Below are 13,803 nucleotides of genomic sequence, written 5' to 3'. Positions count from 1 at the left end.
GCACCTTCCCATGCCAGAGACCCGCCCCGACCCCGACGCCCTGCTCGCGCAACTGCGCAGCGACGAGGCGCGCGCGCTGCGCGGCAAGCTGCGCATCTACTTCGGTGCCAGCGCCGGCGTGGGCAAGACCTGGGCCATGCTCAGCGCCGCCCGGCGCGAGCGCGAGGCCGGGCGCGACGTGCTCATCGGCGTGGTCGAAACGCACGGCCGCAGCGAGACCGCCGCGCTGCTCACGGGGCTCGACACGCTGCCGCTGCGCGAGCTGCCTTATCGCGGCCGCACGCTCGCCGAGTTCGACCTCGACGCCGCGCTGGCGCGCAAGCCCGCCGTGCTGCTGGTCGACGAACTGGCCCACACCAACGCGCCCGGCTCGCGCCACGCCAAGCGCTGGCAAGACGTGCAGGAGCTGTTGGCTGCCGGCATCGAGGTGTGGTCGGCGCTCAACGTGCAGCACCTCGAAAGCCTCAATGGCACCGTCGGCGCCATCACCGGCGTGCGCGTGCACGAGACCGTGCCCGACACCGTGCTCGACGAGGCCGACGAGGTGGTGCTGGTCGACGTCACGCCCGACGAACTCACGGCGCGGCTCGCGGCCGGCAAGGTCTACCTGCCCCAGCAGGCCGAGCGCGCCGCACAGAACTTCTTCCGCAAGGGCAACCTGATCGCGCTGCGCGAGATCGCCCTGCGCCGCACCGCCGAGCATGTCGAAGACGACGTGCGCGGCTGGCGCGTCGAGCAGTCGGGCCCCGGCGGCAACGGGCAGGGCGGTGCAGCGCTGCAGGCCTGGAACACCTCGGGCGCGATCCTGGCCTGCGTCGGCCCGCACGAGGGCGCGGCGCAGACCGTGCGCACCGCCGCGCGGCTCGCGGGCCAGCTCAACGTGCGCTGGCATGCCGCGTATGTCGAGACGCCGCGGCTGCAGCGCCTCGATGCGGCACAGCGCGACCGCATCCTCGCCGTGCTCAAGCTGGCCGAAGAACTGGGCGCGGCCACGGCGGTGCTCACCGGCGCCGACGTGGCCGAGCAACTGTCCGAGCAGGCGCGGCGCCTCAACTGCGCGACGCTGGTCATCGGGCGATCGGAACCCGTGCGCGGCTGGCGGCGCTGGTGGGGCGGGTCCGCCGTGCCGCTGTCGCGCGCGCTGGCGCAGCGGGCGTCGGCGCTCGACATCCTCGAGGTCGGTCGCGCCGACAGCGCGCGCCGCCTGTCGCAGGTGCCGTTCGCAACAGCGCGTGCCGACGACGACGAAGACGACGAGCGCGCGCAGTCCCGCTGGCCCGGTTACGCCTGGGCGGCTGCCACCAGCATCGCGCTCACGCTGCTCTGTGCGCCGCTGGCCAACGTGCTGGAGCTGTCGAACATCGTCATGCTGTTCCTGCTCGGCGTGGTGGGCGTGGCGATGCGTTTCGGGCGCGGTCCTTCGGCGCTCGCGGCCATGCTCAACGTGGCGGCCTTCGACTACTTCTTCGTCGCGCCGCGCCTGTCCTTCGCGGTCAGCGACGTGCAGTACCTGCTGACCTTCGCCGTCATGCTCGGCGTCGGCCTGCTGGTGGGCCAGCTCACGGCCGGGCTGCGCTTTGCGGCCGGCGTGTCGACCAGCCGCGAGCGCCGCGCGCGCTCGCTGTTCGAGCTCACGCGCGAACTCTCGGCCGCGCTCGAAAGCACCCAGGTCGTCGCACTCGGCACCGCCGCCGTGCAGGCCCATTTCGGCGGCCATGCGCGCGTGCTCGTCACCGATGCGGCCGACCAGCTCGTGCCCCCCGCCGACCCGCCGCCCGGCTTCGACGCGCAGGTGGCCGACTGGGCCTTCCGCCACGGCCAGCCCGCCGGCCTGGCCACCGCCACGCTCGCCGCGCAGCCCTGGCACTACGTGCCGCTGCGCGCGCCGATGCGCGTGCGCGGCGTGCTCGCGCTGTGCCCGGCCCGCCCGCGCTGGCTGCTGATTCCCGAGCAGGCGCAGCAGCTGGACACGCTCGCGCGCCAGATCGCCATCGCGCTGGAGCGCGTGCACTATGTCGAAGTGGCGCAGCAGGCCGTGGTCGAGATGGAATCGGAGCGCCTGCGCAACGCGCTGCTCGGCGCCATCTCGCACGACGTGCGCACGCCGCTCACCGCGCTCATCGCGCTGGCCGAATCGCTGCAGACCCTGCCGCCCGAAGAACACGGCGAGGCCGCGCGCGCCATCGTCACGCAGGCCCATGCGCTGCATGCGCTGGTCAGCAACCTGCTCGACATGGCGCGGCTCGAAAGCGGCGTGGCCGGCGGCACGGTCAACCTGCGGCGCGACTGGCAGTCGGTCGAAGAGGTGGTGGGCGCCGCCATCCGCGCCGCCCGCCCCGCGCTGCGCGGCATGGTGGTGCAGACCGCCTGGGACCCCGAGCTGCCGCTGGTCGAGTTCGACGCCGTGCTCATCGAGCGCGTGCTCGTCAACCTGCTGGAGAACGCCGCCAAGTACGGCGCCGCGCCCATCGAGGTGGGCGCGCGCGCCGAGGCCGGCACGCTGGTGCTCACCGTGCGCGACCACGGCCCCGGCCTGCCGGCCGCGCTGCACGGCCGCGAGCAGACGCTGTTCGACAAGTTCACGCGCGGCGAGGCCGAATCCGCCACGCCCGGCGTCGGCCTCGGCCTGGCCATCTGCCGCGCCGTGGTGAGCGCGCATGGCGGCGAGATCAGCGCGGCGAATGCGCGCGACGGCGGTGCAGAATTCACCGTCACCTTGCCGCGCCGCGAGCCCCCCGAACCCGCTGAAGCCCAGCTCTGAAACCCGCCATGCCATCCCCCACCGCCATCGTGATCGAAGACGAGCCGCAGATCCGCCGCTTCGTGCGCGGCGCGCTCGAGGCCGAAGGCTGGCAGGTGCACGAGGCCGGCACGCTGCGCGACGGCCTTGCCGCCGCCGGCACGCGGCAACCCGACCTGCTGGTGCTCGACCTGGGCCTGCCCGACGGCGATGGCGTGTCGCTGATCCGCGATGTGCGCGGCTGGTCGCAGGTGCCGATCATCGTGCTCTCGGCCCGCACCGACGAAGCCGACAAGATCGCCGCACTCGACGCCGGCGCCGACGACTACCTCACCAAGCCCTTCGGCACCGGCGAACTGCTGGCCCGCGTGCGCGCCAACCTGCGCAGGCCGCGTGCGGCGAGCGGCAACGGCGATGAACCGGCCGCAGAGGCCGTGTTCCGCTTCGGCGAGATCGAACTGGACCGCGCCGCACGCATCGTGCGCCGCGCCGGTGCCGAGGTGCACCTCACGCCGACCGAGTACAGATTGCTCTGCGTGCTGGTGGCCAACGCCGGCCGCGTGCTGACGCAGCGGCAACTGTTGCGCGAAGTGTGGGGCCCGTCGCACACGGACCAGAGCCACTACCTGCGCATCTACATGGGGCATTTGCGGCAGAAGCTGGAGACGGACCCGGCGCAGCCGAAGCACTTGCTGACCGAGACGGCTGTGGGGTACCGGCTGGTTGTCTAGTGAGGAGGCCGCGCTTCATCGGCGGCACATGCCCTCACCCTAACCCTCTCCCAGAGGGAGAGGGGACAAGACGGGGACAAGAGCGAGAGCGGCGAGAGGTACGCAAGAGGGCGCTCAGTGGCGCCGAGGTCTTGCTCCCTCTCCCCTCGGGGAGAGGGTTGGGGTGAGGGCAGCGGCCATCACCTCACGACAGCCGCTCACCCCAGGCAAGCGATCAGGCCGCCACGCCCTTGTTCGGATTCAGCAGAAACTTCTCCCCCGTAGCCTGCTTCCCATACACCCCGATCGCATCCAGCTGCAGCGCCTCCACCAGCGACACCTCCCGCGTGTAGTGGCTCGCAAACGTCGTCTTCAACTCAGCCACCACGCGCGAACGCAGCCGCTGCGTGCCTTCATCGCCCAGCTTCTGCAGGAACGGGAACAGCAGCCAGCCGCCCATGCCCCAGGCCATGCCGAAGTTGCGCACGAACTCGGTGGGGCTGCGGTCCAGGCCGCCGTAGATGTAGACCTGTTTGTGCGTGGTCGAGCCGTAGCGGCTGTATTCCTTGGCGGTACGGTTCAGCGCCGCTTCCATGCAGCCGAGGATCTGGCCGGCGAGCTTGCCGCCGCCCGTGGCGTCGAAGGCCAGCGTGGCGCCGGTGGCGACCAGGGCGTCGGTCAGTTGTTCGAGGAAGTCCGGCGAGCTCGCATTGCAGACGTACTTCGCGCCGATGCCGCGCAGCAGTGCTTCCTGCTCGGGCTTGCGCACGATGTTGACGAGGTCGATGCCGTCCTTCTGGCAGATCTTGTTGAGCATCTGGCCGAGGTTGGACGCGGCCGCCGTGTGCACCAGCGCCTTGTGGCCTTCCATCCGCATGGTCTCGACCATGCTCAGCGAGGTGAGCGGGTTGACGAAACACGAGGCGCCATCGGCAGGAGTGGCATCCGCAGGCAGCTCCAGGCACTGCGCAGCGGCGAGGCAGCGGTACTGCGAATACATCGCACCACCGATGGCCGCCACCGTCTTTCCGAGCAATGCCTGCGCGGCCGGCGACGAACCGGCCTTGACCACCACGCCCGCACCTTCGTTGCCCACCGGCATCGACTGGTCGAGCCGCGCCGCCATCGAGGCGCGTGCGCGCTCGGGCACCATGGCCGTGACGACGGGGCGATCGGCCGTGCCGGAGGCCACCGCGGTGCTCATGTCGGCGGCGCCGAAGAGCAGGCCCAGGTCCGACGGGTTCATCGGCGCCGCCTCGACGCGGATCACCACCTCGTGGGCCTGCGGTTCGGGCATCGGGTCGTCGTGCAGCGAGAGTTCGAGTTCGCCGTTGGAACGGACGAGAGAGCGCAGTTGGAGTGCCATGGAGAAGCCCCTGTGAAAGGTCGTTCGAAGATGGCCATCGGCCACGGGGCGGCCAGTATAGGAGCGGGTGTGCGCGTCTGCTGGCGCCTTCAGGACACCACGGGAATCACCGGGGCATGGGCCAGCGCGTGGCGCATCCTGAGCGGGTCGAGCCGCTCGATGTAGCGCGGGATGTTGCGCCACAGCGTGTGGTACCCATAGCCGCCGCGCAGCATTTCCTGGCGCGCGCTGTCCTTGTCCCAGTCCTGCACGGCCATGCGGTAGACGGCCGCCACCACGCCCGTGCGGTCGGCGCCGTGCATGCAATGGATGAGCACCGGCCCTTGAGTCTCGGCCTCGCGGATCGCGACCAGCGCGCGCAGCACCTTGGCATCGTCGATCGACCAGGTGTTGATCGGCACGCGCACCAGCCGGATGCCGCTGCCGGCAAACACCTTCCGGTCGTCGTTGAAAGAGCGCAGGCTCACGACGGTGCGGATGCCCAGCGACTGCAGCGCCGCCACGTTCGCGCGGCGCGGCTGCGCGCTGCGGTACAGCGTGGGCGTGATGCGGTGCAGGTTCTCGACCTGCAGGGCATCGAGCGGATCGGCCCAGTGGCCGGGGCGCAGGTCGGCAGTCTTCGTTGTTGTCGTCATCGCGTGCGGCGAGGCCAGTGCCGGCGCACCAGGATCAGTAGCGCCACCGCGAGCCCGCCCCAGTAGTCCACCGGCGCGCCCCACACCCAGTGCTTGTGCCAGAAAGCCTTGGTCGGGTTGAAGTTCTCGAAGCCGAAGGCCGGGTTGATGAGGAACCACAGGAAGTCTTCGCAGACCCAGAACACGATCAGCCCCGCGAGCGCCAGCCCCCAGTCGCGCCATGTCCAGCGTCCCTGGAAGGCCAGCGGCGAGAAGAACACCAGCATCATGAAGGTGAACACCCAGGCGTGATACCCCGTCATCGCGCGCCCGCCCCAGAACAGGTCGAGCCAGATGTTGTTCTCGATGCGCCAGGTGGGCAGCGAGGTGGCCCAGCCGGCGCCGCCCTCGATCTGGATCTCGGCGTTGGCGAAGAAGAACGCCATCGTCACGACCCACGCAAGGTAGACCAGCGTGCGGCCGATGTGGGGCCGGGGCTCCCCGGCGGCGGCGCTCATTCGGCAATGCCCAGCACGCGCTGCAGCACCGCGCGCGCGGCCTGCGGCTTGCCCAGGGCGCGGCTGCGCGCGGCCATGTCCGCGAGCTTGGCGGGGTCGGCCATGAGGCGCGCGACCTTGTAGTCCAGGCCGATGGCGTCGTAGGCCAGCCAGGCGGCGCTTTCTTCCATGAGGAAGCCGGCGTTGTGCTCTTCCTGCCCCGGAATCGGCGAGATCAGCAGCATCGGCTTGCCCAGCGCCAGGCACTCCGACACCGTGAGGCCGCCGGGCTTGGTCACGACCAGGTCGGCCGCGGCCATCATCTTGTGCATCTCGTTCGTGAAGCCGACGGCCACCACGCGGCCCGGATGGCGCTGCGACAGCGCTTCGAGCCGTGCGTGGGCGTCAGCGTTACGGCCGGCCACGGCGATCACCTGGAACGGCGTGTCGCCGCCGAGCGCGAGCACGCGTTCCACCATGCTCGGCAGGTCGCCCACGCCGGCACCACCCGACGCCATCAGCAGCACCGGCCGTGCGGGGTCCAGCCCCAGCGCGCTGGCGCAGGCGGCATGCGCGAGTTCCGGCGCATCGGGCTCGGAAAAGGCCGGCATCACCGGAATGCCCGTGACGTGCACGCGCTCGGGCGGAATGCCGCGTGCGCGCAGCCGGAAGGCGACTTCTTCCGTCGCCGCGAGGTAGCCCGTCATGCCCGGCACCAGCCACATGTTGTGCAGGTCGTAGTCGGTGATCTGCAGCCACACCGGGCATTCGATGCGGCCCCGGTTGCGCTCGCGCATCAGCAGCTCGGCCGGCAGGAAGTGGGTGCAGATCACGGCATCGGGCTTGGCGCGGCGAATCTCGCGCACCAGCGCCCCGGTGCTCAGGCGCTCGATGCCGCGGCGCAGCCGCTGCGAGGGCGCGTGGTGCGGCGTGACGTCGGTGCGCTGGTGCAGGTACGACCACAGCTCGGGGGCGCGGTTCACCAGCTGGAGGTACCAGTCGGTGTACACCTTGCGAAAGCCCGCCGGCACATGGGCCATGGCGTCGACATGCACCGCGGTGTGCGGCGGGAACGACTGGACGAGGGTGGCTTCAAGCGCCTGGGCGGCGCGCACATGGCCGTTGCCGGCGCTCACACTGAGGATCAGGAGATGGGTCATGCAGTAGGGGTGCCGGCGGCGTGCCGATTGGCGCGCATTATCGCCACGCATTGCGACACATCGGCCCCGCGCGTCGCACGGCGCCCGGCATCGGCGAAAATGTCACGGGACGCCCCGTCCCGCGGGCTGCGCACCGCCACCCCGCCAGCCGCAACCACTGCTCCCATGACCGACAACGCCCCCGCCCCGATCCGCCTCAACAAACGCATGGCCGAACTCGGCCTGTGCTCGCGCCGCGAGGCCGACGACTGGATCGCGCAGGGCTGGGTGCGCGTCAACGGCAAGCCCGCCGAGATGGGCGTGAAGGTCACGCCCAACGACCGCATCGAGGTCGACAAGGCCGCCAAGGGCCAGCAGGCGAACCAGGTCACCATCCTTATCAACAAGCCCATCGGCTACGTGAGCGGGCAGGCCGAAGACGGCCACGAGCCGGCGGTCACGCTCTTCACGCCGCAGAACCGCTGGGTGGAAGACAACGCACGCTTCTTCTTCGGCCCGCAGCAGCTGCGCGGCCTGGCGCCGTGCGGGCGGCTCGACATCGACTCCACCGGCCTGCTTGTGATGACGCAAGACGGCCGCATCGCGCGCCAGCTCATCGGCGAAGACTCGGTGATGGACAAGGAATACCTCGTGCGCGTGGCCTACCACGGCCTGGACCAGCCCGCGCCCACCGGCCAGCTGGTGCGCCTGGACGACGACGACCCGGTCACCACCAACGTGCAGGCGGTGTTTCCGCCCGCCATGCTGGCCCGGCTGCGGCACGGCCTGAGCCTGGACGGCCAGGCGCTCAAGCCGGCGCGCGTCGAGTGGCAGAACCCCGAGCAGCTGCGCTTCGTGCTCACCGAAGGCAAGAAGCGCCAGATCCGCCGCATGTGCGAGCTGGTCGGCCTCAAGGTGGTGGGCCTGAAGCGCGTGCGCATCGGCAAGGTGATGCTCGGCAACCTGCCGGTGGGGCAGTGGCGCTACCTGGCGCCGCACGAGAAGTTCTAAGAATCTGCCCATGGCCGCGGTGCTGAGCCGTCGCGCACTGAACCGGGCCACGCTGGCGCGGCAGATGCTGCTGGCACGGCGCAAGGCGACCGTCGTGCAGGCCATCGACAAACTGGCCGGGTTGCAGGCGCAGGCGCCCAACCCACCGTACGTCGGCCTGTGGAGCCGGCTCGAAGGCTTTCGCCGCGAGCAGCTGACCGACGCGCTGAAGAACCGCCGCATCGTGCGCATGTCGACGCTGCGCGCCACCCTGCATCTCATGACCGCCCCGGACGCGTGGGCCTGGCGGCCGTTGCTCGAACCCGTGCACCAGCGCGGCCTGTCGGGCCTGCATGCGCGGGCCCTTGAAGGCGTCGACCGTGCGGCCGTGGTGAAGGCGGGCCGTGCGTTGCTCGGCGGCGGACCGCTCACCGGCACGGCGCTCGGCCAGGCGCTTGCGATGCGTTGGAAAGACCACGCACCGGCCTCGCTCGCCGCGCTCATCCGCAACAACGTGCCGCTGGTCCATCTGCCGCCCGCGGGCAGCTGGAATTCGCACCAGAACGCGCTGCTGCAGCCACTCGGGGCATGGCTGGGCGATTCCGCCACCCGCATCGCCACCGCCACGCAAGACGACCTGCTCCTGCGCTACCTCGCCGCCTTCGGCCCCGCGACGCTGGCCGATGCCGGCGCCTGGTCGGGCCTCACGGGCTGGAAGGCCGTGGCCGAGCGGCTGAGGCCGCAGCTGCGCGTGTTCACCGGCGAGCAGGGCCAGGAGCTCTTCGACCTGCCGCGTGCGCCGCGGCCCGACCCCGACACGCCCGCGCCGCCGCGCCTGGTCGCCGAATGGGACAACCTGCTGCTCTCGCACGCCGACCGCAGCCGCGTGCTCGACGAGGCGCACCGCGCCCGCGTGTTCACCGTCAACGGCATCGTGCGTGGCACGGTGCTGCTCGACGGTTTCGTGGCGGGCACCTGGAAGATCGAGCGCACGACGCAGGCGGCCACCGTGGTGCTGGAGCCTTTCACACGCTGGTCGGTGGCCGACCGGCGCGGCGTGGAGGAAGAGGCGCTGCGCCTGCTGGCCTTTGCCGCGGATGCAGAGAATGAGCGGCACGCGGTCCGCGTCCTAAGCCCCGCCTAAGTCTTCGCGCCTACGCTGCGCCGCGGCGCAGGGCCACTACCGATCATCCCGGTCGCGTGCTACCTTGCGCGCGAAGGAGTCGCCGCGATGCGCGTGCTGCTGGTGGAAGACGACGAAATGATCGGGCGCAGCCTGAAGCAGGCGCTCGAGGGCGCGGGCTGGTCGGCCGACTGGGTGCGCGACGGCGAGCTGGCGCAAAGCGCCCTCGGCGACGGCGGCTACACCTGCGTGCTGCTCGACCTGGGCCTGCCCCGCCAGGACGGCACCGAGGTGCTGCGCCGCGCACGCGAACGCGGCGACGCCACGCCCGTGCTGGTGCTCACCGCGCGCGACGGCCTGGACGACCGCATCCACAGCCTCGATCTGGGCGCCGACGACTACCTGCTCAAGCCCTTCGAGTTCCGCGAGCTGCTCGCGCGCATGCGTGCCGTGGTGCGTCGCCGCGACGGCGCCGCCCATTCGCTGATCGGCACCGCCGCGCTGCAGCTGGACCTCACGACGCGCGAGGTGGCGGTGAACGGCGTACGCGAGGCACTCACCGCGCGCGAGTTCGCGCTGCTGCATGCGCTGCTGGAGCGGCCCGGCGCCATCCTCTCGCGCGAGCAGCTCGAGAACCGCATCTACGGCTGGGGCGACGAAGTGACCAGCAACGCGATCGACGTGCTGATCCACGGCATGCGCCGCAAGCTCGGCGCCGACGCGATCCGCAACGTGCGCGGCCTGGGCTGGCGAGTCGCCGCATGACCGGTGCGGCCCGCCGCTGGTGGCGCCCGCGTTCGCTGCGCACCCAGCTGCTGCTGTGGCTCGTCACGCTGCATGTGGTGGCGGCGGTGCTCACGGCGTGGTTCTCTTTTCTGGCCTACGGCAACCTCGTTCACAACGCGCTGGACGACCAGATGCGGCTGGTGGCCGAGTCGTACGCGGGCAACGACCCGCCCAAGACCCCGCGCGCGATGGACGGCGAGGCGGCCTTCTCGCGCGGCGCCTTCGTCGTGCAGCTCTGGAGCGCCGACGGCGCCACCTTGCGCGCGAGTTCGTGGCCCGCGCTGTCGGTGCCGTTGCAACCCGGCAGCGGCTTCAGCGACGTGCACGCCGAAGGGCCCGCGCATTCGCGCTGGCGCGTGTTCACGGCCGAGCCCGCCCAGCATGCCGACGCGCCGCGCGTGCAGGTGCTGCAGAACGAGGACTACCGGCACCGCCGCGCGCTGCGCCGTGCCCTGCTCGAAGGCCTGCCGATCGCGCTGCTGCTGCCGGCGGCGCTGCTGGTGCTGTGGCTCATCGTGTCGGCCGCCTCGCGCTCGCTGCGCGGCGTGGCGCGCGACGTGGCCTCGCAGGACGAGCGCCGCCCGACCGAGCTGTCGCTGGCGCGCGTGCCCGACGAGATCACGCCGCTGGTGGGCGCCTTCAACCACCTGCTGTCGCGCGTGCGCAGCGCCTTCGCCACGCAGCGCCGCTTCGTACAGGACGCGGCGCACGAGCTGCGCACGCCGATGGCCGCCATCGGCCTGCAGATCGAGAACCTGCGCGCGCACGTGCCGGCCGGCGAAGCCACCGACCGCTTCAACCAGCTCGAGGCCGGCGTGACGCGCGCGCAGCACCTCATCGAGCAGTTGCTGCAGCTGTCGCGGCAGGACGCACCGCCGTCGGATGCGCTGGGCGAGCGGGTCGACATCGAGGCGCTGCTGCGCGAAAGCCTGGGCCAGCGCATGGTGCTGGCCGATGCGCGGCGCATCGACGTGGGCTTTGAAGGCCTGACCGCTGCGGTGGTGACTGCGCCTGCCGCCGAGCTGCGCAGCGTGTTCGACAACCTCATCGACAACGCGCTGCGCTACGCGCCCGAAGGCGGCGTGGTCGATGTGCGGCTGCACCGCGTCGAGGGGCAGGCGGTGGTCGATGTGCTGGACAACGGGCCGGGCATTCCGCCGGCCGAACTGGAGCGCGTGTTCGACCGCTTCTTTCGCGTGCCCGGCGCGGCGGCGGGCGGCAGCGGGCTGGGCCTGGCGATCGCGCGCACGGCGGCGGAGCGGCATGGCCTGCGCATCGAACTGCGCAACCGCGACGACGGGCCGGGGCTGAGGGCGCGGGTGTTGTTGTCGACGTAGGCCGGGCGGTGGTGCTCACGCCCGGCTCATTCTTCGCTCACGCTGGCCTCAGTCAGGCTGCCTAGAGTGGCTGCAGGTCCTGCTGCGCGCGGTCCGCGCGACGGCACCGGACCGGAGACAACCTGCCCTCAGGAGAACACACCATGCGCACTTCGATCCAACTTCTTGCCGTTGCTTCCTTCGCCGCGTTCGCGGCCCTGGGCACGGTCAATGCGTCCGCTGAAACCACCGACGGTTCGGACTTCCACCCGCTGCAGATGAATTCGCCGGAGAACCCGGACGTGCAGGCCGGCGCGATGGCCGCCGCACGCCCGAGCGGCACGGAGCCCATCGGCCAGTCGACGTCGGCACCGGCGATGAACGGGATGACCCCGGTGTCCGACATCCAGGCGGGCGCCTATGCGGCCTCGCACCCGACGGGCACCGAGCCCATCGGGCAATCGACTTCACTGCCGATGGTGAAGTCGGGCAGCGGAAGCTGATCCAGCTTCCACTGCCGAAGCTCAGTCGTCGTTGCCGTTGCTGAGCAGTGCGCGGTAGATCACCGCGCCGATGATCGCGCCCGCGATCGGGGCGACCCAGAACAGCCACAGTTCCGACACCGCATACGACGGGCCGAACAGGGCCGGGCCGGTGCTGCGCGCCGGGTTCACCGAGGTGTTGGTCACGGGGATCGACACCAGGTGGATCAGCGTCAGGCACAGGCCGATGGCCATGCCCGCGAAGCCGGCGGCCGCGCGCTTGGCGGTGGCCCCCAGGATCACGATCAGGAACACGGCGGTCATCACCACTTCGCTGATGAGTGCGGCCGTCATGCCGTACTTGCCGGGCGAGTGCTCGCCGTAGCCGTTGGTGGCAAAGCCGCCGATGTCCGCGCCCGGCTTGCCGGTGGCAATCAGGTACAGCACGCCGGCTGCGGCGATGGCGCCCAGCACCTGCGACACGATGTAGCCCGGCAGTTGCCCGGCCTTGAAACGGCCTGCGGCTGCGAGGCCGATCGACACGGCCGGGTTGAAGTGGCCGCCCGAGATCGGACCGAGCGCATAGGCGCCGGTGACCACCGTCAGGCCGAAGGCCAGCGAGACACCGAGCAGGCCGATGCCGACGCCCGGAAAGGCCGCCGCCAGAACTGCGCTTCCGCAGCCTCCGAGCGTGAGCCAGAAAGTACCAATGAATTCTGCAGACCACTTTTTGTAGGTACTGTGTTCCATAACGCTCCATCCTGAAGTTGAGAAAGCACGCACGGCGGGAGCCGAACGCGGGCCGCATTCTAGGAACGGGAATTGGAGGCGTCGAGCAAACGGGCGCGCTGAACGGCAACTGTTCACGATTGCTGTGGATTTGTGCCCTGCAGCATTTGCAAATGGGCGGGGCGAGGGCGCGCCACCGCACATCGACATGGCGTCGACATCACATCGTCACGACCACTTTGCCGAACGCGCCGCGTTCCAGATGGTCGAGCGCAGCGGGCAGCGCGTCGAAGCCGTAGCGCGCCGCAATCACCGGCTTGAGCGCGTTGGCATCGACCGCGCGCACCAGCTCTTCGAGCGCACGCCGGTGGCCGACGCCGATGCCTTGCACCGTCACGCGGCCGAGCACCATCGCGTAGAACGAGGCGCTCAGCGTGTCGCCACTGAGCATGCCGATGATCGACACGCGTCCGCCCTGCTTCACGGCCTGCAGCGAGCGGTCGAGGTCGGGGCCGCTCGAGAGTTCGAGCACGTGGTCGACACCGCGCCCGTGCGTGAGCCGGCGCACCTCGACGGGCCAGTCGCTGTCGCGTGCGAGCACGTGCGTGGCGCCGAGTGCGAGGGCCGCGGCCTGCTTGTCGGGGCTGCCCGTCACCACGATGGCCTGCGCGCCGTGCAGCCGCGCAAGCTGCAGGCCGAACAGCGCGACGCCGCCGGTGCCGTGGACCAGCACCGTCTCGCCCGCGCGCAGGGCACCGGTTTCGACCAGCGCGAACCACGCCGTGAGGCCGGCGCAGGGCAGCGTGCTCGCTTCCTCGAGGCTCAGCGTGGCCGGCGCGGCCACGGCCCAGGTCGCATCGATGCACACGTGCGAGGCCAGCATGCCCGGCCCGGGGCCGCCGAGCAGCGTGGTGTCGGCATGCCAGTGGCTGTCGATCCAGCCGCCCCAGAAGGTGTTGATCACGCGGTCGCCCACGGCAAAGCGGCGCACGCCGGGGCCCACGGCCACCACCGTGCCCGCCATGTCCGAGCCGGGCGTGAAGGGCAGCTCGAGCGCCATGCCCATGCCGTCGCGCACCATGAGCAGGTCGCGGTAGTTGAGCGCCACCGCGCCCACGCGCACGAGGATCTGGCCCGCGCCGGGCGAGGGCATCGGCGCTTCGGCTTGTTCGAGGTGGGCGCGGCCCAGTCGGGGAAGCTGCCAGCGGCGCAGCACGTCGGGTTCTTGCATCGGAAAGGCTCCATCGGAAAAGATCGGCCTCGATGCTATTGCCGATGAAAACGATCCGGTGGTGGATAATTTTCCGAAGA

At 70.9% G+C, this 13,803-nt stretch carries 13 protein-coding genes; 7 read left to right on the top strand and 6 right to left on the bottom strand.

All coding sequences use genetic code 11. The annotated features are described in order from the left end of the window. Positions 1-10: 10 nt before the first annotated feature. Together CLU95_RS13015 and kdpE are read left to right on the top strand one after the other, a co-directional pair. Positions 11-2,761: a DUF4118 domain-containing protein gene (locus CLU95_RS13015; protein ID WP_099793681.1), complete on the top strand. Its 2,751-nt coding sequence runs from the start codon at positions 11-13 to the stop codon at positions 2,759-2,761. A gap of 8 nt (positions 2,762-2,769) precedes the next feature. Beyond that, positions 2,770-3,471, top strand: coding sequence for a two-component system response regulator KdpE (gene kdpE / locus CLU95_RS13010; protein ID WP_099793679.1), 702 nt, complete (start codon positions 2,770-2,772; stop codon positions 3,469-3,471). Positions 3,472-3,685: 214 nt separating this feature from the next. Here the strand turns inward: kdpE and CLU95_RS13005 are convergent, their stop codons facing one another. The 4 genes from CLU95_RS13005 to CLU95_RS12990 all read right to left on the bottom strand — a co-directional run bounded on the left by CLU95_RS13005 (position 3,686) and on the right by CLU95_RS12990 (position 7,087). Further along, positions 3,686-4,816 carry a zinc-binding dehydrogenase gene (locus CLU95_RS13005; RefSeq protein ID WP_099793677.1) on the bottom strand — a complete coding sequence of 377 codons (1,131 nt, stop codon included), beginning with the start codon at positions 4,814-4,816 and terminating at the stop codon, positions 3,686-3,688. Positions 4,817-4,905: 89 nt separating this feature from the next. Beyond that, entirely contained in the window at positions 4,906-5,451 is a 546-nt protein-coding gene (locus CLU95_RS13000; protein WP_099793675.1) for a dual specificity protein phosphatase family protein, read from the bottom strand. Next, entirely contained in the window at positions 5,448-5,948 is a 501-nt protein-coding gene (locus CLU95_RS12995; protein ID WP_099793673.1) for a hypothetical protein, read from the bottom strand. The genes CLU95_RS13000 and CLU95_RS12995 overlap by 4 nt, the downstream gene beginning before the upstream one ends. Then, a complete protein-coding gene (locus CLU95_RS12990; RefSeq protein WP_099793671.1) occupies positions 5,945-7,087 on the bottom strand; it encodes an MGDG synthase family glycosyltransferase in 1,143 nt (380 codons plus the stop codon). The genes CLU95_RS12995 and CLU95_RS12990 overlap by 4 nt, the downstream gene beginning before the upstream one ends. Before the next feature lie 165 nt (positions 7,088-7,252). Between CLU95_RS12990 and CLU95_RS12985 the strand changes: the two genes are divergently transcribed. The 5 genes from CLU95_RS12985 to CLU95_RS12965 all read left to right on the top strand — a co-directional run bounded on the left by CLU95_RS12985 (position 7,253) and on the right by CLU95_RS12965 (position 11,784). Next, complete coding sequence (locus tag CLU95_RS12985) at positions 7,253-8,077, top strand: pseudouridine synthase (protein WP_099793669.1); 825 nt, start codon at positions 7,253-7,255, stop codon at positions 8,075-8,077. A gap of 10 nt (positions 8,078-8,087) precedes the next feature. After that, the gene (locus CLU95_RS12980) at positions 8,088-9,200 is read left to right on the top strand and encodes a winged helix DNA-binding domain-containing protein (RefSeq protein WP_099793667.1); all 1,113 of its coding nucleotides are present in this window, start codon (positions 8,088-8,090) and stop codon (positions 9,198-9,200) included. 87 nt (positions 9,201-9,287) lie between these two features. Continuing rightward, positions 9,288-9,944, top strand: coding sequence for a response regulator (locus CLU95_RS12975; protein WP_099793665.1), 657 nt, complete (start codon positions 9,288-9,290; stop codon positions 9,942-9,944). Beyond that, positions 9,941-11,302 carry a sensor histidine kinase gene (locus tag CLU95_RS12970; protein WP_099793663.1) on the top strand — a complete coding sequence of 454 codons (1,362 nt, stop codon included), beginning with the start codon at positions 9,941-9,943 and terminating at the stop codon, positions 11,300-11,302. Before CLU95_RS12975 ends, CLU95_RS12970 begins: the two co-directional genes overlap by 4 nt. Before the next feature lie 143 nt (positions 11,303-11,445). Then, positions 11,446-11,784: a hypothetical protein gene (locus tag CLU95_RS12965; protein ID WP_099793661.1), complete on the top strand. Its 339-nt coding sequence runs from the start codon at positions 11,446-11,448 to the stop codon at positions 11,782-11,784. A 21-nt stretch (positions 11,785-11,805) separates the two neighbouring features. On the opposite strand, the gene aqpZ is transcribed toward CLU95_RS12965, so the two are convergent. Together aqpZ and CLU95_RS12955 are read right to left on the bottom strand one after the other, a co-directional pair. Beyond that, the gene (aqpZ, locus tag CLU95_RS12960; RefSeq protein ID WP_099793659.1) at positions 11,806-12,513 is read right to left on the bottom strand and encodes an aquaporin Z; all 708 of its coding nucleotides are present in this window, start codon (positions 12,511-12,513) and stop codon (positions 11,806-11,808) included. Between the two features lie 199 nt (positions 12,514-12,712). Next, positions 12,713-13,723 carry a zinc-dependent alcohol dehydrogenase family protein gene (locus CLU95_RS12955; protein WP_099793657.1) on the bottom strand — a complete coding sequence of 337 codons (1,011 nt, stop codon included), beginning with the start codon at positions 13,721-13,723 and terminating at the stop codon, positions 12,713-12,715. Positions 13,724-13,803 lie beyond the last annotated feature (80 nt).

The organism is Variovorax sp. 54 (genome assembly GCF_002754375.1).
Taxonomy (GTDB): Bacteria; Pseudomonadota; Gammaproteobacteria; order Burkholderiales; family Burkholderiaceae_C; genus Variovorax.
This window is presented reverse-complemented; position numbering and strand designations above follow the sequence as displayed.

Coding starts and splice junctions, on each gene's coding strand:
- CLU95_RS13000 (WP_099793675.1), bottom strand. CDS start 5,451: ATGACGACAACAACGAAGACTGCCGACCTGCGCCCCGGCCACTGGGCC.
- CLU95_RS12985 (WP_099793669.1), top strand. CDS start 7,253: ATGACCGACAACGCCCCCGCCCCGATCCGCCTCAACAAACGCATGGCC.
- CLU95_RS12975 (WP_099793665.1), top strand. CDS start 9,288: ATGCGCGTGCTGCTGGTGGAAGACGACGAAATGATCGGGCGCAGCCTG.
- CLU95_RS12980 (WP_099793667.1), top strand. CDS start 8,088: ATGGCCGCGGTGCTGAGCCGTCGCGCACTGAACCGGGCCACGCTGGCG.
- aqpZ (WP_099793659.1), bottom strand. CDS start 12,513: ATGGAACACAGTACCTACAAAAAGTGGTCTGCAGAATTCATTGGTACT.
- CLU95_RS12970 (WP_099793663.1), top strand. CDS start 9,941: ATGACCGGTGCGGCCCGCCGCTGGTGGCGCCCGCGTTCGCTGCGCACC.
- kdpE (WP_099793679.1), top strand. CDS start 2,770: ATGCCATCCCCCACCGCCATCGTGATCGAAGACGAGCCGCAGATCCGC.
- CLU95_RS12955 (WP_099793657.1), bottom strand. CDS start 13,723: ATGCAAGAACCCGACGTGCTGCGCCGCTGGCAGCTTCCCCGACTGGGC.
- CLU95_RS13015 (WP_099793681.1), top strand. CDS start 11: ATGCCAGAGACCCGCCCCGACCCCGACGCCCTGCTCGCGCAACTGCGC.
- CLU95_RS12995 (WP_099793673.1), bottom strand. CDS start 5,948: ATGAGCGCCGCCGCCGGGGAGCCCCGGCCCCACATCGGCCGCACGCTG.
- CLU95_RS13005 (WP_099793677.1), bottom strand. CDS start 4,816: ATGGCACTCCAACTGCGCTCTCTCGTCCGTTCCAACGGCGAACTCGAA.
- CLU95_RS12990 (WP_099793671.1), bottom strand. CDS start 7,087: ATGACCCATCTCCTGATCCTCAGTGTGAGCGCCGGCAACGGCCATGTG.
- CLU95_RS12965 (WP_099793661.1), top strand. CDS start 11,446: ATGCGCACTTCGATCCAACTTCTTGCCGTTGCTTCCTTCGCCGCGTTC.